We start from the raw sequence: 22,087 nt of genomic DNA on the forward strand, positions 1-22,087 counted from the left end.
CGAGGAGAGCACTACGTGACCAGTGAGCGGGTGCGCACCGCCGAGGCGGGGCGCGGCGGCGGCCGTCCGGGGCTGCGGGACGTGGCCGAACTGGCCGGGGTCTCGCACCAGACGGTGTCCCGGGTGTTCAAGGATCACCCGCGGGTCAGTGCCGAGACCCGGGCCAAGGTGCTGGCCGCGGCCGCGCAGCTGGACTTCCGGCCCAACGCCATAGCGCGCGCCCTGGCCACCGGATCCTCGCGCACCATCGGCGTGGTCAGCTTCGACACCACGCTGTTCGGGCCGGCCTCCATGGTCAGTGCGATCGAGAGCAGCGCGCGCGACGCCGACTACTTCGTCTCGGTCATGGGCCTGGCCTCGCCCAGCCGCCGCTCGGTGGCCGAGGCCGCCGACCGGCTGCGGGGGCAGGGTGTGGACGGCATCATCCTGATCCCCGGGCACGTTCCGGCCGACCAGGTGGTGCGGCATCTGCCCGGCATGCTGCCGGTGGTCGCGCTGTCCGCGGCGCAGACCGTGGCCTCGGCGACCGTGGACCAGTACGACGGCCCGCTCGCGGCCGTCCGGCACCTGCTGGACCTCGGCCACGCCACGGTGCACCACCTGACCGGACCCGCGGACTGGAGTGAGGCGCGCGAGCGTGAGCGCGCCTGGCGCGACGCCCTGACCGCGGCCGGCGCGCCGGTTCCGGAGCCGCTGCCCGGGGACTGGAGCGCGGCCTCCGGGTACGAGCGCGGCAAGCTGCTGGCCGCCGACCCCGCGGTGACCGCGGTGTTCGCCGCCAACGACCAGTTGGCGCTCGGTGTGCTGCTCGCCCTGCACGAGGCCGGGCGGCGGGTGCCGGAGGACGTGAGCGTCATCGGCTACGACGACATCCCCGAGGCCGCGTTCTTCACCCCGCCGCTGACCACGGTGCGCCAGGACTTCGCGGCGCTCGGCCGGCGCAGCATGGCGCTGCTGCTGGACCAGATCGGCGGCGGACAGCCGGCCACGCCGACCGCGGTGGTCATACCGACCGAGCTCGTCGTGCGGCGCAGCACCGCGCGGCGGACCTGAACAGCAACACCTGCCAACGGAGGAAGAACCGTGGAGGGATCGCGTCCGACCATGAGTAGTGTTACCGCTAACATCGCGCAGTACGTCGTGGGCGTCGACTTCGGGACGTTGTCCGGACGCGCCGTCGTGGTGCGCGTCGCCGACGGACGGGAAGTCGGCAGCGCGGTCGTCGAGTACCGGCACGGCGTCATCGACCACCGGCTTCCGGACGGTACCGGCCCGCTGCCGCCGGACTGGGCGTTGCAGAACCCTGAGGACTGGCGCGAAGTGCTGCGCGGAGCCGTGCCCGCGGCCCTGGCCGCCGGCGGCGTCGACCCCGCCGCCGTGATCGGCCTGGCCACCGACTTCACCGCCTGCACCGTGCTGCCCGCGCTGGCCGACGGCACGCCGCTGTGCGAGGTCGAGGGCCTGGCCGGCGTGCCGCACGCCTGGCCCAAGCTCTGGAAGCACCACGCCGCCCAGGGCCAGGCCGACGCGATCAACGCCCTGGCCGCCGAGCGCGGCGAGGCCTGGGCCCCGCGCTACGGCGGCAAGCAGTCCTCGGAGTGGGAGTTCGCCAAGGCGCTCCAGGTGCTGCACGAAGCACCGGACGTCTACGAGCGCTGCGAACGCTGGATCGAAGCCGCCGACTGGATCGTCTGGGAGCTGACCGGCACTGAGTCCCGCAACGCCTGCACCGCCGGCTACAAGGGGATCTTCCAGGACGGCGCCTATCCGTCCACTGACTTCCTGGCAGCCCTCGACCCGCGCTTCGCCGACTTCGCGACCACGCGCCTGGAGCACCCCGGCGGCCTGGCCGCCCTCGGCTCCCGCGTCGGCGGCCTCAGCGAGCGTGCGGCGAAGTGGACCGGCCTGCCCGCCGGCATCGCGGTGGCCGCCGGCAACGTCGACGCGCACGTCACCGCTCCGGCGGCGCGCGCCGTCGAACCCGGCAAGCTGCTGGCGATCATGGGCACCTCCACCTGCCACGTGCTCAACAGCCCGGTCCTGGCCGACGTCCCGGGCATCTGCGGCGTCGTGGACGGCGGCATCACCGCCGGCTACTACGGCTACGAGGCCGGGCAGAGCGCGGTCGGCGACATCTTCGCCTGGTGGACCCGCCTGACCGGCCAGGACCACGACACGCTGACCGCGGCCGCCGCGGACCAGCCGGTCGGCGGCCATGGGCTGATCGCCCTGGACTGGATGGGCGGCAACCGCTCGATCCTGGTCGACCACGACCTGTCCGGGGTGGTCATCGGGCTGACGCTGGCCACGCGGCCGGAGGAGGTCTACCGCGCGCTGCTGGAGGCCACCGCCTTCGGCACCCGCGTCATCGTCGAGGCCTTCGAAGCCGGCGGCGTCGAGGTCGACGAGTTCGTGGTCGCCGGCGGCCTGAAGCGGAACAGCTTCCTGATGCAGCTCTACGCCGACATCCTGCGCCGGCCGGTCTCGGTCGCGGTGTCCGAGCAGGCCCCGGCGCTCGGCTCGGCGATCCACGCCGCCGTCGCCGCCGGGGCGTATCCGGACGTCCCCGCCGCCGCCGAGGCGATGGGCGCCTGCGAGGTCGCCGCGTACGTTCCCGACCCGGCGCGCGCCGACGCCTACGACGTGCTGTTCGCCGAGTACCGCTCTCTCCATGACGCGTTCGCCGGCGGCGGGGGAGCGCTCCACCGCCTGCGCAAGATCCGCAACGCCGCCCTCGCCTCCGACCCTGCCTCTGAGAAAGGCCGAGCACAGTGAGCACCGACATAGCCCGGATCCGCCGCGAGGTCTGCGACCTGCACGCCGAGCTGGTCCGCTACCAGCTCGTGGTGTGGACCGCGGGCAACGTCTCGGCGCGCGTGCCGGGGGCGGACCTGATGGTCATCAAGCCCTCCGGCGTCGCCTACGACGACCTGACCCCGGAGAACATGATCGTCTGCGACCTCGACGGCGACGTGGTGGAAGGGGACCTCGCGCCGTCCTCCGACACCGCCGCGCACGCCTACGTCTACCGGCACCTGCCCGAGGTCGGCGGCGTCGTGCACACCCACTCCACCTACGCCTCGGCCTGGGCGGCGCGCGGCGAGCCGGTGCCGTGCGTGCTGACCGCGATGGCCGACGAGTTCGGCGGCGAGATCCCGGTCGGGCCGTTCGCGCTGATCGGCGACGACTCGATCGGCCGGGGCATCGTCGAGACCCTGGCCGGCAGCAACTCCCCGGCCGTGCTCATGCGCAACCACGGCGTGTTCACCGTCGGCGAGAGTGCCAAGGCCGCGGTCAAGGCGGCCGTGATGACCGAGGACGTGGCCCGCACGGTCCACCTGGCCCGCGCGCACGGCCGTCCGCTGCCCATCGGGGAGCAGGACATCGCCTCGCTGTACGACCGCTATCAGAACGTTTACGGCCAGTCCTCGGACCGGTCCGCCTCACAGGGAGACACACAGCGATGACCGCCGAAATCTGGTTCCTCACCGGCTCGCAGGGCATGTACGGCGAGGACACGCTGCGGCAGGTCGCCGAGCAGTCGCGCGAGGTCGCCGCGGCCCTGGACGCCGACGGCGCGATACCCGTGCCGGTCACCTGGCGCCCGGTGCTCACCGACAGCGCCGCCATCCGGCGGGTGATGCTGGAGGCCGACGCGGACGACGACTGCGTCGGCGTGATCGCCTGGATGCACACGTTCTCCCCGGCCAAGATGTGGATCGCCGGCCTGGACGCGCTGCGCAAGCCGCTGCTGCACCTGCACACCCAGGCCAACCGGGCGCTGCCGTGGTCCAGCATCGACATGGACTTCATGAACCTGAACCAGGCCGCGCACGGCGACCGCGAGTTCGGGTACGTGCAGAGCCGGCTCGGGGTGCCGCGCAAGACCGTGTTCGGCCACGTCTCCGACCCGACTGTCACCGCCCGCGTCGGCGACTGGACGCGCGCCGCCCTGGCCGCCGCCGCGCTGCGCACGCTGCGGCTGGCGCGCTTCGGCGACAACATGCGGGACGTCGCGGTCACCGAGGGCGACAAGGTCGAGGCCGAGCTGACGTTCGGCGTGTCGGTGAACGGCTACGGCGTCAACGCGCTGGCCGAGGCGGTCGAGCAGGCCCCGGAGGAGGCGGTCGACGCGCTCGTCTCCGAGTACCCGGACTTCTACGACGTCGCCCCGGAGCTGCTGCCCGGCGGCGAACGCCACGAATCGCTGCGCTACGGCGCACGCATCGAGGCCGGACTGCGCCGGTTCCTCAGCGACGGCGGCTTCGGCGCCTTCACCACGAACTTCGAGGACCTCGGCGCGCTGCGCCAGCTCCCGGGGCTGGCGGTGCAGCGCCTGATGGCCGACGGCTACGGCTTCGGCGGCGAGGGCGACTGGAAGACCGCGGTGCTGCTGCGCGCGCTGAAAGCTGCTGCGGTCGGACTGCCCGGCGGCACCTCCTTCATGGAGGACTACACCTACCACCTGGAGGACGACCGCGGCCTGGTCCTCGGCGCGCACATGCTGGAGGTCTGTCCCACGATCGCGGCCGGCCGCCCGAAACTGGAACTGCACCCGCTGTCCATCGGCGGCCGCGAAGACCCGGTCCGCCTGGTCTTCGACGCCGCCCCCGGCCCGGCGTTCGTGGCCGGCCTGGCCGACCTCGGCGACCGCTTCCGCCTGGTCGCCAACGAGATCGACACCATCGCCCCGCCCGAGCCGCTGCCGAACCTGCCGGTGGCGCGCGCCGTCTGGTCGCCCCGGCCGGACCTCCGCACCTCCGCAGAGGCCTGGCTCATCGCCGGCGCGCCGCACCACACGGTCTACTCCTCGGCGCTGAGCACCGAGGTGCTGCGCGACCTGTCCGAGATCGTCGGCGTCGAGCTGCTGGTCATCGACGAGGACACGCGGGTGCGGCAGTTCGAGCGGGAGCAGCGGTGGAATCAGGCGTACTACCGGCTGGCTCGGGGGTTCTGAGGAGCCGCTGCCTCGTTTCGCAGGGTCCTGCGCAATGGGACCGCAACCGTCGCGCAAGAGGTGTGTTCGAGACTCGGAACGTCGAAGGCGTCGAGCCATCCGATTCTTTGGCCACCTGACATAGGGAGAGAGTTATGTCCATGCGCACATCGGTGTCGAGGAAGCTGCTCGCGAGGCCGCGGGTCGCGGCTCTGGGGGTGGCGCTCGTCGCCGCCGGGCTCACCGTCACGTCTGCGGGCGGTGCCTCCGCCAGCGCGTCGACCTGCAACTATGACGCGTCGCAGGTGTTCCACCTCTGCATGCACATCGACGGTAGCTCGAACGTCGTGGCCGACGGCATCGGCTCGGTGTCGGTCCTCAGCCCCGGCTTCTACGACTCCTCCGGCAACTACTACACCGGGCACGTCCAGATCACCAACCCGAACGGCACCACGCTGTGCAACTCGATCACGATCACGCTCAGCCCCGGTGCCGGCACCTCGTGCGAGACGCCCTACCAGGGCGCCACGTACACCGGTTTCTACTGCGCCAACCTGTGGGTCAACGAGAACGGCGGATGGCACCGGATCCAGCAGGCCTGCGTCCTGGTCTATAAGTCCTAGAACTCAGAAGTCCTAAAACACTGCGAAAGGCGGTGCCGGATCGTCCCCGATCCGGCACCGCCTTCAGCCGTCGACCAAGCCCTACCGGGTCAGAACGCCCCGGTCCCGTTCGGCGTCCCCAACCCCGTCGGTCCGTCGTACCCGGCTCCGGCGGTGCACAGGTACGTCGGGGTGCACGTCCCGTTCGAGCCGCTGGTCACGTCGAACAGCGCCCCGGGGTTCGTGTACGGCTGGTGGCCGTACTGGATCGTGGCGGTGTTGCCGGCCAGGGCGTAGACCGAGGCGATGATCGGTGAGGACGCGCTGGTCCCGCCGACCTGTACCCAGCCGTCGGCGCCGGTGGCCAGGCCCAGGGAGAGCAGCAGGTCGCAGAACGCCCCGCCGCCGCAGCTGTTCGCGGTGTCGTAGACGGCCACGCCGGTGTTCGGGTCGGCGACCGCAGACACGTCCGCGACCGTCCGGTGCGCGCACCCGGTGTCCGTCTGCCACGTCGGCTTCGGCTCCTGCGTCGAGCAGCCGCTGCCGGCGCCGGACCACGCGGTCTCGGTCCAGCCGCGGGCGTTCGAGGCGGTGCTCAGGCTGGTGCCGCCGACCGCGGTGACGTACTGCGAGGCCGCCGGCCACAGCACGCCGTAGCCGCCGTCGCCGGAGCTGGCGGTGATCGCCTTGCCGGGGTGGTTGAAGTGCGAGTCGGCGGCCAGCGTCGAGCTGTCCTCGGCCGCGCCCCAGCTGTTGGAGATCGACACCACGGCCGGGTTCGCCGCAGCCGTGTCCTCGGCGGTGGTCAGCGACGTGGTGTCCGCGCCGGCCGCCTCCACCAGCAGGATGTGGCAGCCGGGGCAGATCGCCGAGACCATGTCCAGGTCCAGGCTCTCCTCCTCGGCCCAGCCGTAGTCCGCCGCCGGCAGCGGCGAGGCCGCGCCGTTACCGTTCACCTTCTGGAAGCAGCCGCTCGCGGCGGTGCAGGCCGGCAGGCCGTACGCGCTGCGGTAGGCCGCCAGGTCGCTGGCGGCGTTCGGGTCGTCGAAGGCGTCGACGATCGCCACCGTCCGCCCGGCCCCGCTGGTGCCGCTGAGCTTGTACGCCGATATCAGGTCCGAGGGCTTGAGCCCGGAGCTGGTCGGGCTGCCGGTGGTGTTCGGCGCGAGCCGTCCCCGTCCCAGGCACTGCGCCCGACCCTTGACGACCTTGGCGCACCCGAACGGGACGATCGGGGCGAGGGCCGGCCGGGCCCCGCGAGCCACCGCGGCGCTGCCGGTCGCGCTGCCGCTCGTGCCGCTGGTCGCGGCGCTCGCCGGCGCGCCGAACGCCAGGACGAGAGCGAACGCCGCGCCGAGCGCCGCGACGCGGACGCCGGAGCGCCGCAGGAATCTCGCGACGGACGGGGGAACACGATCGTACATATTGCCTCCCGGTGGTGGATGAACGGGAGCGACAGCCCCCACCGGGAATATGCGAGCCTTGCCAATAGGAGTCAATCCTCTGCTGCAGCCCCGTGGATCCCCATACAGAGCAAAGAACGGAGTGTTCTGCTGTGTCGCAGAATGATGAGGAACTAGTCCTGGCGCGGATCGCGAAGGGACTCGTCTATACCGAGACAGAAGCCGCCTTCCAGGCCTCACAGCGTCGCACGGATGAGATATTCGAGTACAACCGCACTCCACCGGGCGAACCGGACAAACGCCGGGCCCTGCTGGAGGCGATCTTCGGCTCGGTCGGCGCGCGCACGGTCCTGCTGCCGCCGTTCGCCGCCGGGTTCGGCAGCAACGTGCACATCGGCGACGACTTCTTCGGCAACGTGAACCTGACGTTCGTCGACGACGTCGAGATCCGGATCGGCGACGGCGTCATGATCGCGCCGAGCGTGACCCTGACCACCACCGGCCATCCGGTGCACCCGGCGCGGCGTGCGGACTTCGGCCGGTTCTCGGAGCCGATCGTGATCGAGGACAAGGTCTGGATCGGGAGCAACGCCGTGGTGCTGCCGGGGGTGCGTATCGGCTACGGGTCGGTGATCGGGGCCGGCAGCGTCGTCAGCCGGGACATTCCGGCGATGACGGTCGCGGTCGGGACGCCCTGCCGCGTCCTGCGGGAAATCACCGAGGCAGACCTCAAGACGCGCACCGCGCAGGCTTGAGGAACCCGCGTAGCCAAAGACCACCGCTTGATCTACTTTGGAGGAAATCTGGACGGGTGATCACGTGGCGGTTTCCTCGCGGCACGCCCCGGACGACACCGAAACGGTGGCGTGGTCGGGCGCGGGCTTCGCCTTCGTCGGGCGCGAACGGGAGATCGGCCTGCTGCTGGCCGCCGTCCGGCACCCGCCGGCCGTCGTCCTGGTCGAGGGCGAGGCCGGTATCGGCAAGTCCCGCCTGGTGCACGAGGCCGCCGGAGCCGTCGCCGCGGCCGGCGGCCGGGTCCTGACCGGGCTGTGCCACCCGCTGCGCGAACCGTACCCCTACGGCCCGGTCATCGACGCGCTGCGCAAGGCCGGCGACTGGCTCCCGCCGGCCGTCGACATCCCGCCCAGCGTTGGCGCCCTGGCGCCGCTGCTGCCCGATCTGGCCGGCCGGCTCCCGGCACCGCCCCCGCCGGCCGCCGACGCCCACGGCAAGCGCTACCAACTGGTCAACGGCCTGTGCTCGTTCCTGGCCGGCCTGGGCTCGGCGGTCCTGGTCATCGAGGACGCGCACTGGATCGACGAGGCCACCCGCGAACTGCTCCTGCTGCTCACCCGCGACATGCCCGGACAGCTCAGCCTGGTCCTCACCTACCGGAACGAGGACCTGCCGCCGGGCGTGTCGGTCCTGGGCCCGTCCTACCGGCGCCAGCCCGGGGTCAGCGGCGCCGCGATCCACCTCAACCCGCTGTCCGACTCCGACGTGCTGGCCCTGGCCCACGACGCGCTCGGCAAGCACGCCACCCCTGAGCTGGGCAGCGTCCTGTACCAGCGCAGCGAGGGCCTGCCGTTGGCCGCCGAGGAAGACCTGATCACGCTGACCGAGCGCGGCCCAGGGACGGACCCCGGCCCCGGCGGAGACCTGATCGACGACCTCACGCACGCCGAGGTGCCCCGCGGGCTGCGCGAGGCGTTCACCGAACGCCTCAGCGCCTTGTCCGACCCGGCCCGAACCGTCGTCGAAGCCGCCGCGGTCCTGGACGTCCCGGCCGCCGAGCAGCTGCTGGCCCAGGTCGCCGACCTGGAACCGGACCAGGCCGCGCGCGGTCTGACCGAGGCGCTGCGCGTCGCGGTCCTGCAGGAGACCGACACCGACCGCTACTACTTCCGGCACATGCTGGCCCAACGCGTCGCCTACGAGCAGATGCCCGGCCCGCTGCGCGGCCGCCTGCACCGCCGCGCCATCGCGGTCCTGGAGGCCCAGACCCCGCCGCCGCTGGTCCAGATCGCGCACCACAGCATGCAACTCGGCGACCCGAACGCTTGGCTGGACCGCGCCGAAGCCGCCGCGGACCAGGCGGTCTCGCTCGGCGACTCCGGCACCGCCGCCGCGCTGCTGCACCGGATCCTGGAGCAGCCCGGCATCTCCGGCGACCGCCGCTCGCATGCCGCGCTGGCGCTCGCCGGGATCGCGGTCAACGGCGTCGACTACGTCACCGACGCCCGAGCGCTGCGCCGGATCCTGGCCGACCCCCGGCTGCCGGCCACGGCGCGCGGCGAGGTCCGGCTGTCGCTGGGGCTGCTCATGGTCAGCCACGCCGGCGACCGGGCCGGGTTCCAGGAGGTGGCGCGCGCCGCCGAGGAGCTGGCCGAACGCCCGGACCGCGCGGCCCGCGCGATGATCGCGCTGGCGATGAACGAGCGCGACGGCGGCGCCGAGCAGGCGTGGGCCTGGATCGAGCGGGCCGAGGCGCAGGCCGCGCTCAGCCCCGGTCCGGCCGTTCACGCCGCGGTCCAGGCCACGCGCCTGACGCTGCTCGCCCGTCAAGGCGATCCGGCCGTCTGGGCACTGGCCGACCAGCTGCCGCGCTCCAGCGACAACGACGAGGAGATGCGCCAGACGGTCCGCGCGCTCTACAACACCGGCGAGATCGCGATCGAACTCGGCCACGACCGGCGCGCGGCCCGGATGCTGAACGAGAGCCGCGACCTCGCGCGGCGCGTCAGCTATCCCTACATGGAGTCCTACAGCCGGATCGCGCTGCTCCGGCTCGACGCTCTGGCGGGGGACTGGGCCGACATCGAGAACCGCTTCACCGCGCTGTGCGCCGAGTACCCCGACATCGCCATGGCCAGGATGGACGAGGCGCTCACGATCGGCCAGGTCGCCGCCGCGCGCGGGCTGCGCAACCGCGCCGCCGAGCTGTTCACCTCCGCGGCCGCCTATGGGGACGTGGAGTCGCAGGTCACCGGAGCGCTGCGGGCCGCCGCCGGGCTGGTCGCCGTCCGGCTCTCCGCCGTCGTCGTCAACGGGACGACCCGCTCCACCGGCGCGGCCGTCGCCGCCGCCGGGCACGACGCGTGGGCGGTCGCCGAACCGGCCGTGATGACGCTGCGCTGGGCCGAGGCCTGGGCCCGGGGCACCGGCCTGGTCCCGGTCGCCGTCGAGGCGGCCCTGGCCTGCGGCCGCCGGGAGGCCGCCGAACAGCTCGTCGCCGACGTCGAGGCGGGGCTGCGGGGACGGGACGCGCCGGCCGCGACGGCCGAGTTCCACGCCGCACGCGGCCTGCTGCTGGGCGCGACCGATCCGGCGAGCGCGGCCCGGGACTTCGAAACAGCACGGAGCCTGTGGTCGGACATAGGACGCCCCTATGAGATCGCCCGCACGTCGGAGCAGCTCGGCACCGTCCTGAGCGCGGCCCGCGACGGCGCGGCGGCCACCGCCCGGCTGAACGAGGCGCTGGCCGAATACGAGCACCTCGGCGCCGCCTACGACGCCGCGCGCTGCCGTCACACCCTGCACGACCTGGGCCTGGCCCGGCCGCCGGGGCGCGGCCGACGCGGCTACGGCGACGAGCTGAGCCCGCGGGAACGCCAGGTCGCCGAGCTCGTGGCGCGCGGCGCGACCAACCACGACATCGCCGAGGCGCTGTTCCTCTCGCCGCGCACCGTGGAGCAGCACGTCGCCCGGATGCTTCGGAAACTGGGGACCACCAGGGGAGACGTCCGCGATGTTCTTAGGGAACGGGGACGGCGCAGGGGTTGAATAAATTACGTACCCCTGCAAAATTGGATACTTATTGATCTCTACCGGAGTGACGGCGAACCTCATGGGTGGAGGCGTGTACCGCTTCCCACCCGTCATCACCCCACACACCCGGTGCGGAAAGGCCGGCCACGCAGGAGGCCAACATGATCGCCACGAAGGACGCCGACGCAGAGAGTCGAAGTACTGTCCTTCCTACCCAACGCACGTGCGACCACACCCCGCCGTGCCCGACTTTCGAAGCTCCGGACCGTGAGGCTGCTCACTTGGTCGCCAGCCACCCCGAACAGGGGTGGGGGCTGCTGTGCAACGGCGTGGTCCAGTTCGACGACACCGGTGAGCTGCTGCCCGACGGCCGGTCGGTGGCGCCGCACCGCCGCACGGACTGAAGGCGCTGGGACCCCCGGTGGACTCCGCACTTGTGGCGTTGCTGACGGCCCCGTCCGCGGGAGCGTCCGGCTTCCTCGCGGGCCTGGCCGCCATGCGCCGCCGGCTCAGACGCGCGGCCGGCGAGGCCGCCCACGCCCGCTGGCTCGCGCACCACGACGCGCTCACCGGCCTGCCCAACCGCACCGCGGCACGGCAGCACTTCCAGCACGCCGCCCAGGCCGGACGGCCGCCCGCGGCGGCCCTGCTGGACCTGGACGACTTCAAGACGGTGAACGACACCTGGGGCCACCAGGTCGGCGACGCGCACCTGGTGACGGTCGGGGAGCGGCTGGCGGCGGCGTGCCGGGACGTCGGGGCGCGCGCGTTCCGGCTCGGCGGAGACGAGTTCGTGCTGCTGCTGCCGTGCACGGAGGCGGCGGCCGTGGTGCGGGACGTGCGGACGATCGTCGGGGCGCTGAGCGTCCCGCAGTATTTGAAGCTCGACGAGACGCGGTCGGTCACGCTGGTGCCGAGCGCGTCGGCGGGGATCGCGGTGCCGGAGTCCGGGGACGCGTTTTCTGACGTTCTGCGGTGCGCGGACATAGCGCTGTACCACGCGAAGCGGTACGGCGTGGCGCCGCATCTTTATACGCCTGACATGCGGCAGCCCTGGTCGCATCGGCACAAGGTGCTGGACGAGTCGCATCTGTGCAAGGTGCGGGTTTCGGGGTTGGTCGCGGAGCAGGCCTCGCGGAGCGCTTGTTCTTAGGGCGTCTGGCGTCTGGCGCCGGGGCTCAGGGATCGGCTGTTGGACGTCGATCGTTGACTGTCAGTGCGCCGCGCTACGGTGAGGTCGTGATCTCACCCGCCATCCGTCCCTACCGGCCCGAGGATCGGGACGCGCTCTACGACATCTGCATGCGGACCGGTGCCGCTGGCGGCGACGCGCGTGGTGTCTATCGGGACCAGACGCTGCTGCCGGAGATCTTCGCCGGGCCCTATGCCGCGCTGGAGCCGGACCTCGCCTTCGTGCTCGACGACGGCGGACGAGCGGTCGGGTACGTGCTGGGCACCAGCGACACCGCGCGGTTCGCCCAGGATTTCCGGGAGAAGTGGCTGCCCACGGTCGCTGCGCGGCATCCGCTGCCAGGCGGAGAGCCGGGCACGCCCGATGCGGTGATGACGGAGTTCCTGCACCACCCGGAGCTCATGGTGAATCCGGCCCTCGCCGACTACCCGGCGCATCTGCACATTGATCTGCTGCCCGGGTACCAGGGGCAGGGGTATGGCAGGACGCTGCTCACGACGCTGTTCGCAGCGCTCGACAAGGCCGGCGTGGCGCGCGTGCACCTGGTGATGTCCTCTGCGAACACCGGCGCGCGGGCGTTCTATGACCGCGTCGGGTTCCACGAGATCTCCGTCCCCGACCCCGGCGAGCTGACTTTCCTGGGGCGCTCGACGGCCGCCTGACGCTCGGCGTATGACCTGTTTCCCGGGCCTGTGCACGCGCTTCACGCGGCTGTGACGAACCGGACCTGATCTTGCAACAGGGGCCGGGCACAGTCGGGGTATGAGGACTTCTCGTCGCGAACCCGGCCGTACCCGTCGCCGTCCGGAGTGGAGCTGGCGGCGGGAGATCATCGAGCTCGCAGTGCTCTTCCTCGCTGTCGGCACCGCGGGGCTGTTCACGGAGGTGCTGGGCCGCAGGCACTACGGCTGGCTGCTGCTGATCGCCCTCGGCGCGGCACTGCTGGCGGCCCTGGTGCTGCAATGGTGGTGGCGTGCGCACGGACCGGGCCGCTTACGCGCGCACACCCCGTTCGTCTCAGTACGCAGCGCCGACACCCTGGACGAGGCGCTCGCCGAATGGCACGACGACCTGAACCTGTGGCGCATCAGGGCCGCGGTCCGCGATCGCCCGGGAAGCCTGGCGGCGGTCTGCGAGCGCCTGGCCGCGGTTGGCGCGAACATCGTCGGGCTCCAGGTGCATCCGCTGGGGGAGGGCGTGTTGGACGAGTTCCTGGTCGACGTGCCGCCGACTGTCGATGCTGCGACGCTCGCCGGGGCCGTCGCGGCCGGGGGCGCGGAGGTGTCGCTGGTCGACCGGGCCGCGCGCGACGACCTCACGGATGCTCCGGCGCGGGTGCTGACGCTGGCGGCGCGGCTGGCGGCCGGCGACGCGGGGCTGCCGGTGGCGCTGCATGATCTGTTCGGTCAGTGCGCGGTGACGTGGGATCCGCGCGAGGTGCCGGAGGCGTCGTGTGTCGGGACGCTGATCACGCTGGCCGACCCCGGCGGCGGCGCGCTGCTGGTGACGCGGGAGGCGCTGGACTTCACGCCGACGGAGTTCGCGCGGGCTCGGGCTTTGGTGGGCCTGTGTGGGGAGCTGCGGCGGCGGCACATGGCGGAGTGAGGGAGGCGTCAGGACTTGCGGTCAAGGTCAGGCGAGCCGGCTGCATGTGCTTCGATCGCCTCGGCGAGCCTCTGCCTGGCGGCCGGCTCGAAGTCGTTCCGGCGCTGCCACAAGCGGCGCAGCAACGGCAGTGCGTCCGTCGTGGGCGACGCGGCGGCGAGCTCGAACAGCAGGGTTCCGGGGAGGATGGAATCGTCGTCCGCCAGCTGCCGCAACTGGTCGAGCAGTGCGGCGGCCGCCCGCGGATCGCCGCGCCGGGCCAGGCCCGCCACGGCCTCTTCCGCGGCCTGGTCGTAGTCGTCGTCGAGGCGGGCGGCGAGGGCTTCGCGGATCTCCGGGCCGTCGGCGTCGAGTTGGGTGCCGAGGCCGAACGTGGCCCAGTCGCGTACCTCGGGATCCGGGTCGCGGGTCAGGGCGATGAGGGCTTCGGCGACTGCGGCGCCGGTGCCCTCGGCGACCACGGCGCCCGGCTCGTCGGCGCCGGTCAGCGACGGCAGCGCGACCGCCGCGGCGAAGCGGACCTCGGCGCTCGCGTGCCCGACCTGTCGGAGAACCGCGGGCAGGGCCCGAGCGTCGCCGACGTGCCCGAGGGCGGTGACCGCGGACGCGACGACTCCGGCGTCGTCGTCGCCGGCCGCGCTGATGAGCACGGGCAGCGTTTCCTCCGCGTAGGGGCGGCCCGTCGCGTAGCCGATCTGCCCGAGCGCGTCCAGCGCGACCAGGCGGCGTGCGGGCTCGTCCGAGACCGCCGCCGCCAGGACCGCTTCGAACGCGTCGCGGCCGGTGCTTCGATGCAGCTCGCCGATCAGGCGCCAGCGCTCCTCGGCGTCGTTCTCGCTCTCATGCTCGCCGGTGCCGGTGCCCGGGCCGAGCGCGGCGGCGCGGGTGATGATCTGCTCGTGGTCCACCGCCTCAGCCTACTGCGAGATAGGCCTGTCGACCTGCGGTTTTCCGGCAGCCTCGGGAGCCGAGCCGGTCCGCGTCACGACCCGCAGATGCCCGCGACTACCTGCGCGTCGGCGAGCGCCTGCCTGGGCGACGGCTGCTGGCCGCTCTCCGCCTGGCTCACGACAGTCTGGATGTCGTCGGCGACCTTGTTCATCGCGTCCTTGCCGCCCGGCTTCTGGGTGGTTTGCGCGGCATCTCGCAGCTGGCTGATCGAGGTGTTGGCGACTTTCAGGACCGCCTGCAGGTCGGTGGAGCTCTGGGCCTTCTCAGCGTTCTGAATCGCCTGCATCGCCTCGGTACAGCCGGCGTCGCTCCCGTCGCTCCCAGCCGAGTTCCCGCCGGTGAGACCTCCCACGGCGCTGTTCGACGACGCGTCCCCGCCGACGGTGCCCGAACTTGAGCACCCGGCGATCAGCAACGCGACACACGCCGCACCGAATACCGCGGATATATGCGGGCGAGAGGACATTGATATTACCCCTTGTTATTCTGGCTTGACCTGGTGAGGACCCTATCGGCGAAACCGTGGATTCGCAGAGGAGGGGTCCTCAAGGTCGGCCACTACAATAAGAAGTTGCATTCTCGCGCGTACTGTCGAGCGCCAGGCGTGCCCGGAGCCCTGATCGCTCACTGGGTCCAGTTCAGAACGCAGACCGGGCTGGACGGGGACCAGGCGGACGCACCGGAGGAGTTCACCGCCTGCACCTGGATGCAGACGGTCTCCTGCGGGATGACGTTGAGCGTGACGCTGGTACCCGTCGCCGTGACAGGTTGCGAACCTGGACGTAGCGACTCGGTGTACTTCACGACGTAGCTGGTCGCCTCGGGATCGGCGGACCATGAGACCGTCATCGTGATGAACGGGGAGGCCGGTGGCGCCGCGACATCCGTCACGGAGCCCGGTGCGCCGCCCGCGGACGGCGGGGGCGAAGGCGCGTGGGATGTCGACGGCGGCGTATGAGGTGAGCTCGCCACTCGCGACGTCGGTGTGACGGGGTTGCTGCGCTGTGTTCCGGAGGGCTGCTCGGCCGTCGTGGGGCCGGGGGCGCCGTCGCTGGTGCCTCCGGTCGGTCCGCCGCTGGTGCTGCCCACCGCACTTCCCGACGGCGATCCGGGTCCTGATATCGAGCCGGGGACCGACGAGGGCGCGGACGCCTTCGAACCCGGCGCGGTGGCAGCGGCGGTCGGGGACGTTTCCGCACCGGACGCGGCCGACGAGTCAGACGAGTCAGAGGTCGAAGTCCCTCCGACCACTGTCGGAAACGCCGCGCCCTTCGCGGAGCGGCCACCGCCGTTGTTCGAGCCGGCCGCCTCGCCGTCCACCAGCACCACAGCCGCGATCGCCACCGCCACGAACGTCGCGGCTCCCACCAGCGCCGTGCGCTGCGCCCGACGTCGGCCGCCCGGGCCACCCCGGGGGCCGTCGACCGGCACGGTGGCGTTCGGGTCGAGAGCCCTCGGCGGCCGTTCCAGTTCCTCCGCGACGCGCGCCGCGGTGGGGCGTTTGTCCGGGTCCTTGGTCAGGCACTTCGACAGCAGCGGCCGCAGTTCGGCCGGCACCTTGCCGAGGTCGGGATCGGAGTGGACGACCGCGTAGAGCAGCTGTGCGGGAGTCCCGTCCCCGAAGGGTCCCCTGCCGGAGGCCGCGAACACCAGCAGCCCGGCGAGGGCGAACACGTCGGCGGCCGTGCCGGTCTTGCGGCCCGACTCCAGCTGCTCGGGAGCCATGAACTGCGGTGTGCCCACCGCGAGCCCGGTCCTGGTGATGGTGCTGGCTTGCAGATCCCGCGCGATCCCGAAGTCGATGAGCTTCGGTCCCTCCTCGGGCAGCAGCAGGTTCGTCGGTTTGATGTCCCGGTGGACGAGCTGCGCCGCGTGGACGGCCGCCAGCGTCCGCGCCAGCGCGGCGCCGAGTGTGCGCACCGCCGCTGTGTCCAGGACACCGGACTCGGTCACCACGTGATACAGCGACGGCCCGGCGACGTATTCCGTCGCCAGCCACGGCCGCGCCGCGTCGGCATCGGCGTCCAGGATCGCGGCGATACCGGCCGTCCCGGGGCCCGACACCGCGCGCAGCGCCTCGATCTCCCGCCCGAAACGGCGGCGGAACTCCGGCTCGCGGGCCAGATCGGAGTGGATCACCTTGACCGCGACCAGCCCGCCGTCCGCATCGCTGCCGAGGTAGACCCGACCCATGCCGCCGGATCCGAGAATGCCCAGAAGCTCATAGGGCCCGACCCGAATCGGATCTCCCTCGACCAGCTCGTCCACAACAGCCACCCCCGAGTGACGGACCGTCTCCGCATATTGAGAACGCTCGTGTTCATAGAACGACGTCACTGTGCCACAGCACGACGCTCCGCGCATCAACGCCCTGCCGCATGAAGTTCTGACCCGGTGCGTACCGAAGGGCACCGACAGAGCTGAGGGCCATCCGCTGTACGCTCCAGGCGTTCCAGAAATGCGATCATCGCACCGACTGGCAGGACGGGCCGATGGACAACCTTCGCAGCGCGCAGTGGTACGCGGGACAGGACCGCAACGCCTACATCCACCGGGCCTGGATGCGGCGCGGTGTCCCGGACGACGCCTTCGAGGGCCGACCGCAGATCGCCATCGCCAACACCGCCTCCGACCTGACCCCGTGCAACGCGCACCTCGGTGAGGTGGCCAAGTCGGTGCGCGACGGAGTGTACGAGGCCGGCGGTATTCCGTTGGAGATGCCTGTGGTCTCGCTGGGGGAGACCAACGTCCGGCCGACCGCGATGCTGTGGCGGAACATGGCCGCGATGGCCACCGAGGAGATGCTGCGCGCCAACCCGATCGACGGCGTGGTCCTGCTCGGCGGCTGCGACAAGACGATCCCGTCGCTGCTGATGGCCGCCGCCTCGGTGGACCTGCCCGCGGTGGTCGTGCCCGGCGGCCCGATGCTGACCGGGACCTTCCGCGGCGCCGCGTTGGGCTGCGGTACCGACGTGTGGCGGCTCTCGGAGGAGGTGCGGGCCGGCACGTTGTCCCAGGAGCAGTTCAACCGCTCGGAATCGTCCATGATCCGCAGCCGTGGGCACTGCAACACCATGGGGACCGCTTCCACGATGGCACTGGTGGCAGAGGCTCTGGGCATGGTGATACCAGGCGTCGCCGGTACCCCCGCACCGGACAGCCGGCTACTGCAGGCCGCCCACGGCACCGGGCGGCTGGCCGTCGAGATGGTCGCCGCCGAACGGCGGCCGAGCACGTTCCTGACGAAGGCCTCGTTCCACAACGCGATCGTGGCGCTCGCCGCCGTCGGCGGGTCGACCAACGCGGTCGTCCACCTGTTGGCCGTCGCCGGCCGCCTCGGCGTCGACCTGACTTTGGACGACTTCGACCGCATCGGCTCGCGCGTCCCGGTGTTGGTGGACCTCCAGCCGGCCGGCCGCTTCCTGATGGAGGACCTGCACCGCGCCGGCGGCCTGCTCGCGGTGCTGCGCGAGGTCAGGGAACTGCTGGACTCCGAGGCGCTGACCGTCACCGGCCGACCGCTGGCCGACTATCTCGACGAGGCCTCGACCTGGGACGCCGAGGTCATCCGGACCCGCGCCGAGCCGCTGGTGGCGCAGGGCGGCATCGCGGTGCTCAAGGGGAACCTCGCGCCCGACGGTGCCCTGATCAAGCCCGCGGCTGCTTCGCCGCACCTGCTGCGCCACAGCGGCCGCGCGCTCGTGTTCGACAGCATCGAGGACTTCCACGCGCGCATCGACGACCCCGCCCTGGACGTCGACGCCGACTCGGTCCTCGTCCTGCGCGGCTGCGGGCCGAAGGGCTACCCGGGCATGCCCGAGGTCTCCAACATGCCGCTGCCGAAGAAGCTGCTGGAAGCCGGCGTCCGCGATATGGTGCGCGTCTGCGATGGCCGGATGAGCGGCACCGCGTACGGCACCGTCGTGCTGCACGTCGCCCCCGAAGCCGCTGCCGACGGCCCCCTGGCGTACGTCCGCACCGGCGACATCATCACCCTGGACGTCGAGGCGCGGCGCATCGATGTCCAGATGCCCACCGACGAACTCCTGGCCCGCGGCCCACACCCCTCGGCCGTCGCAGCCTTCGCCGATCCGGGCCGCGGCTGGCAACGGCTCTACATCGACCACGTCCAACAGGCCGACACCGGCGCCGACCTGGACTTCCTCGTCGGCTCCAGCGGCTCGCAGGTCACCCGCGAGTCGCACTGACCGGGCGCACCGCCGGGCGGCGAACATCGCAGCCATCCACCCGCGTGTCGCCAAGGTGTTGGCATGGGGTTGCGCTCGAATATCAAAGTGCAACCAGACATTTCCGTCCAGTCCTCGCGAACCGCCTCCGGCCAGCGCCCGGTTCGCCTCGCAGCCCTCGTGGCCGCCGCGTACCTCTTCCTGGAGCCGAGCGCAGGCGCGCTGACCGGCCCGACCAGTGAGAGCGGAGCATCGCCGTACCGCGCGGTCGCCACGGCGGCGGCGCCGGTCCCCGACACCGGCTGCGGGACGGCGACTCCGCCGCCGGGCACCGTATCCCGGGCCGCGGCGCGCGGCACGCTCCCGAACACCGGCGGCGAGTCGGCCGGCACCCTCCTGGCGGCGGCGGCCGGCCTGCTGATCAGCGGCCTGCTGCTGCGCGTGGCGTCCCGGCGGCTCCGTCGCGGTGAGACGAGGTGAGCGGCCGCCGGACACGGATCCGGATCCCGCGCCTGGCCGCCGCCCTGGCTTTCGCGGGCCAGCTGCTGTGTGTGGCAGCCGTCGGAGTGTTCCTGCTCGGCCTGTCCGCCGGCGGGCAGCAGCGAGCGGCGGCGGCGACCCGGGCGGCGTGGCTCGGGCTGTCGGTCACGGCTCCCCAGACCGTCAAGGTCGGCGAGGCGTTCACCGTCCACCTGACCGTGACGAACCAGACCGGCAGGCCGTGCGCGCTGGCGCCATCGTCGCAGGGCACTGTCGGCTTGTCGGTGGCCCGCGACGGAGCGCGCCAGTACCCCGGCCTCGCTCTCGTCGAGCCCGTCGATGACATCCGCACCACGGTGGCCGCGGTCGCGAAGCAGACGGCACCCGGCGGCAGCGTCTCCTTCGGCCTGTCCGCCACGCCCGAACCCGGCGCCGCCGGCCTGTCCGAGCTGGCGCTGGCGCCGGACGGGACGACGGTGAGCGGGCGCTGGCTGCTGGACCGGCCGGGCCGTTACACGCTGTCGCTGACCTACGCGATGCCCGGCGGCCCGGGGGAGTGCCCCGGCGGCAGCGGCACGGCGACCGTCACGATCACGGTGGCGAAGCACTGCGCGAAGGGCCTGCTGGCGCCGCTGCTTCCGGCGCTGCCCTGGATGGTCGGCGGCGGTGCGCTCCTCACTCTGGCGGCCGCCTCGACGAGCGTCGCCCGCGTGCCACGGCGCCGGGTCGTGGCGGTCCGGGCGACGGCCGTCGCGGTGTGCGTGGCCCTGCTCGGCCTGGGCGCGCCGACGATCGCCAGTGCCGACATCGTCAACATGGACGCCGCCGACACCGATATGACCTACGACCTCAACGGGTGCCTGGCCAAGTTCGCGAGTGACGACCCGCTGCAGATCATGCCGGACATCCTTCATCGCATTCACATTCGGCTCTACCGGGAGTACGACGCCGTCAGCCGGGCGGTCTGGAGTCATGACGAAGACGTCCTGGAGGTCCACTGGAATCCGAGTGCTCCGCTCGTCTACCACGACGGGGTGCCTGAGGACAGGTGCGCGACGCTGTATCACGAGCTCATCCACATCGACGACATGTCGACCGCTACGAACGACAACACGTTGTGCACTGACGCGCTCCCGGTGAAAAGGGAGGAGATCAGGGCCGTCCGCGGAGAGAATCTGTACCGGCAGAAGCAGCCGGGGCTGCTGCCTCGCTCGACTCACGGGGATGTGAAGCTGCCTCCGGGTACTGATCCGGACCACGCCGCGATCGCGAAGCAGTGCGATGATCTGAAGCCGCCCCCGCCGCCGGTGCGGAGCACCGGTGGTTGCAGCATGCCGCTCTTTGAGCGTCCGCATGCGCAGCCCCAGCTCCGGCCGCGGGCGGTACGGCGCCGGGCCGCGGAGCCCGGCCCCGACTACGACCACGCGTCGTGCAGTACCGGCGACCCGCATCTCACCACGTTCGACGGACGCCACTACGACTTCCAGACCGTCGGCGAGTTCGTGCTCGCCAAGGACGATGCCGAGGGGATCGAGGTCCAGGAGCGCCAAGCGCCGCTGGAGGACTCCCGTCTGGCGTCCGTCGACAGCGCCTTCGGACTGCGGATCGGCCCGGACCGGCTGACCTTCGCGATGGACGACGGCGTCCGGGTCGAGCTGAACGGCGCGGACATCGTGCCGTCCACGGACCGGCTGCGCCTGTCCGGCGGCGGCAGCCTGCGGGTCGCCGACGACGGCCAGTTCGAGGTCGGCTGGCCGGACGGCACCGTGGCCCGCATCGGCACGATGAGCAGCTGGGGGCTCAGTCTGCTCCTGATCCCGTCCACCGCCTTGCGGGGCAAGACCCGCGGTCTGCTCGGGAACGACGACGGCGACCCGGACAACGACCTGGTGACCGGTACCGGGCAGGTGCTGACTGATCCGCCGGACCCGAAGCTGCTGTTCGGCGCGTTCGCGGACACCTGGCGGGTCACCGACGCCACCTCGCTGCTGCCGTACCCGCCGGGGAGGGACACCGCGACGTTCACCGACCGCACCTTCCCCGACAAACCGGTCACGCTCGCCGACCTCGACCCGGCCCGGGCCGCCGCGGCGCGCGAGCTGTGCCGGGAGCTCGGCGTCACCGACTCGTCGATGCTGGAGGCGTGTGTCCTGGACGTCGGCCTCGGCGGCCAGCCGGCCTTCGCCACCAGCGCGGAGGACGTGGACCGGCACGTCGAGGCCGGCCAGGGCCCGCCCGGCGGCGTGGTCGCTCCCGGCGGGACGCTGCACGACGGCGACAGCGCCGCCGCGTCGATCACCAAAGCCGGCCAGAGCGACGTCTACCATCTGGACCTGGGCTCGGCGACCGTGTTCCGGCTGGCCGACCTCACCGGAGGCAACGGCGACAGCGGCCGCTTCACGCTGACGTTCAAGCTGGACCCCGACGAGAGCAACGACGCGCCGGGCTTCACCTACACGAGCAACTACCAGTGGCGGGTGGACCCGCGTGTCTCGTACACGCTCACGGTGAAGCGCGACGACGGCGACACCGGCAAGTACGGCTTCCTGCTGCTGACCGCGAAGGAGAAACGGATCCCGATGACCGTCGGCCGGCCGGTGGCCGGGAACCTGGAGGCGCGGGGCCGCGTGGACATCCACACCTTCACCGCTCCCAGCACGGGCAAGCTGCTCCTGACCGCCGCCTCGGGCTGCGACCTGACGGCGGGGCTCGTCGAGGACTCGCCGGCACCGAACGTGCTGGTCCCGTACGGCGTCTGCTCCGACATCGACATGGAGACGGTGCAAGCCGGCCAGAAGTACGACCTCATCGTCTGGTCGGACGACCAGAAGACGGGGCAGTACTCGTTCACGCCGGTGATCAACGGGTGAGCCTCGCAGCTGGCTGAGGAGCTGTTGTGGGGGGGGCGGGGGGCGGCGCCGGCCCCCCCACACACCCCCCCCCAACAGTACGAGCGGGCCCGG

The 22,087-nt window shown here is 72.1% G+C and carries 18 protein-coding genes; 14 read left to right on the forward strand and 4 right to left on the reverse strand.

What is annotated here, in order from left to right; translation table 11 throughout:
* Window positions 1-15: 15 nt before the first annotated feature.
* From ABH935_RS43095 to ABH935_RS43115, 5 genes are all read left to right on the forward strand, one after another.
* On the forward strand, window positions 16-1,053 hold the full coding sequence (locus ABH935_RS43095; protein ID WP_370383778.1) for a LacI family DNA-binding transcriptional regulator: 1,038 nt from the start codon (window positions 16-18) through the stop codon (window positions 1,051-1,053).
* Between the two features lie 51 nt (window positions 1,054-1,104).
* Window positions 1,105-2,775, forward strand: a complete 1,671-nt coding sequence (locus ABH935_RS43100) for a ribulokinase (RefSeq protein WP_370383779.1) — start codon at window positions 1,105-1,107, stop codon at window positions 2,773-2,775.
* Window positions 2,772-3,467 carry an L-ribulose-5-phosphate 4-epimerase gene (locus ABH935_RS43105; RefSeq protein WP_370383780.1) on the forward strand — a complete coding sequence of 232 codons (696 nt, stop codon included), beginning with the start codon at window positions 2,772-2,774 and terminating at the stop codon, window positions 3,465-3,467. The genes ABH935_RS43100 and ABH935_RS43105 overlap by 4 nt, the downstream gene beginning before the upstream one ends.
* Window positions 3,464-4,957: an L-arabinose isomerase gene (gene araA, locus ABH935_RS43110; protein ID WP_370383781.1), complete on the forward strand. Its 1,494-nt coding sequence runs from the start codon at window positions 3,464-3,466 to the stop codon at window positions 4,955-4,957. Before ABH935_RS43105 ends, araA begins: the two co-directional genes overlap by 4 nt.
* Before the next feature lie 134 nt (window positions 4,958-5,091).
* The gene (locus tag ABH935_RS43115) at window positions 5,092-5,559 is read left to right on the forward strand and encodes a hypothetical protein (protein WP_370383782.1); all 468 of its coding nucleotides are present in this window, start codon (window positions 5,092-5,094) and stop codon (window positions 5,557-5,559) included.
* Window positions 5,560-5,648: 89 nt separating this feature from the next.
* Here the strand turns inward: ABH935_RS43115 and ABH935_RS43120 are convergent, their stop codons facing one another.
* Window positions 5,649-6,962 (reverse strand): peptidase S8, encoded by a 1,314-nt coding sequence (locus ABH935_RS43120; RefSeq protein ID WP_370383783.1) that lies wholly within the window; start codon window positions 6,960-6,962, stop codon window positions 5,649-5,651.
* Between the two features lie 131 nt (window positions 6,963-7,093).
* Here ABH935_RS43120 and ABH935_RS43125 point away from each other — a divergent pair, with 131 nt between their 5' ends.
* The 6 genes from ABH935_RS43125 to ABH935_RS43150 all read left to right on the forward strand — a co-directional run bounded on the left by ABH935_RS43125 (window position 7,094) and on the right by ABH935_RS43150 (window position 13,506).
* On the forward strand, window positions 7,094-7,696 hold the full coding sequence (locus ABH935_RS43125) for a sugar O-acetyltransferase (protein WP_370383784.1): 603 nt from the start codon (window positions 7,094-7,096) through the stop codon (window positions 7,694-7,696).
* 64 nt (window positions 7,697-7,760) lie between these two features.
* Window positions 7,761-10,724: an AAA family ATPase gene (locus ABH935_RS43130; protein WP_370383785.1), complete on the forward strand. Its 2,964-nt coding sequence runs from the start codon at window positions 7,761-7,763 to the stop codon at window positions 10,722-10,724.
* A gap of 146 nt (window positions 10,725-10,870) precedes the next feature.
* On the forward strand, window positions 10,871-11,113 hold the full coding sequence (locus tag ABH935_RS43135; RefSeq protein ID WP_370383786.1) for a DUF5999 family protein: 243 nt from the start codon (window positions 10,871-10,873) through the stop codon (window positions 11,111-11,113).
* Window positions 11,114-11,130: 17 nt separating this feature from the next.
* Window positions 11,131-11,862, forward strand: coding sequence for a GGDEF domain-containing protein (locus ABH935_RS43140; RefSeq protein WP_370383787.1), 732 nt, complete (start codon window positions 11,131-11,133; stop codon window positions 11,860-11,862).
* An 86-nt stretch (window positions 11,863-11,948) separates the two neighbouring features.
* The gene (locus ABH935_RS43145) at window positions 11,949-12,563 is read left to right on the forward strand and encodes a GNAT family N-acetyltransferase (RefSeq protein WP_370383788.1); all 615 of its coding nucleotides are present in this window, start codon (window positions 11,949-11,951) and stop codon (window positions 12,561-12,563) included.
* 100 nt (window positions 12,564-12,663) lie between these two features.
* On the forward strand, window positions 12,664-13,506 hold the full coding sequence (locus ABH935_RS43150; protein ID WP_370383789.1) for an ACT domain-containing protein: 843 nt from the start codon (window positions 12,664-12,666) through the stop codon (window positions 13,504-13,506).
* A gap of 8 nt (window positions 13,507-13,514) precedes the next feature.
* On the opposite strand, the gene ABH935_RS43155 is transcribed toward ABH935_RS43150, so the two are convergent.
* The 3 genes from ABH935_RS43155 to ABH935_RS43165 form a co-directional block, all read right to left on the reverse strand.
* A complete protein-coding gene (locus ABH935_RS43155) occupies window positions 13,515-14,414 on the reverse strand; it encodes a HEAT repeat domain-containing protein (protein ID WP_370383790.1) in 900 nt (299 codons plus the stop codon).
* A 74-nt stretch (window positions 14,415-14,488) separates the two neighbouring features.
* Complete coding sequence (locus ABH935_RS43160) at window positions 14,489-14,923, reverse strand: hypothetical protein (RefSeq protein WP_370383791.1); 435 nt, start codon at window positions 14,921-14,923, stop codon at window positions 14,489-14,491.
* 158 nt (window positions 14,924-15,081) lie between these two features.
* On the reverse strand, window positions 15,082-16,725 hold the full coding sequence (locus tag ABH935_RS43165; protein ID WP_370383792.1) for a protein kinase: 1,644 nt from the start codon (window positions 16,723-16,725) through the stop codon (window positions 15,082-15,084).
* A gap of 224 nt (window positions 16,726-16,949) precedes the next feature.
* On the opposite strand from ABH935_RS43165, the gene ABH935_RS43170 reads away from it, so the two are divergent.
* From ABH935_RS43170 to ABH935_RS43180, 3 genes are all read left to right on the forward strand, one after another.
* Window positions 16,950-18,665 (forward strand): IlvD/Edd family dehydratase, encoded by a 1,716-nt coding sequence (locus ABH935_RS43170; protein WP_370383793.1) that lies wholly within the window; start codon window positions 16,950-16,952, stop codon window positions 18,663-18,665.
* A gap of 87 nt (window positions 18,666-18,752) precedes the next feature.
* Window positions 18,753-19,124: an LPXTG cell wall anchor domain-containing protein gene (locus tag ABH935_RS43175; RefSeq protein WP_370383794.1), complete on the forward strand. Its 372-nt coding sequence runs from the start codon at window positions 18,753-18,755 to the stop codon at window positions 19,122-19,124.
* Window positions 19,121-21,994, forward strand: coding sequence for a VWD domain-containing protein (locus ABH935_RS43180; protein WP_370383795.1), 2,874 nt, complete (start codon window positions 19,121-19,123; stop codon window positions 21,992-21,994). Before ABH935_RS43175 ends, ABH935_RS43180 begins: the two co-directional genes overlap by 4 nt.
* The last annotated feature ends 93 nt before the right edge of the window (window positions 21,995-22,087 follow it).

It is taken from the genome of Catenulispora sp. GAS73, from assembly GCF_041262085.1.
GTDB lineage: Bacteria > Actinomycetota > Actinomycetes > Streptomycetales > Catenulisporaceae > Catenulispora.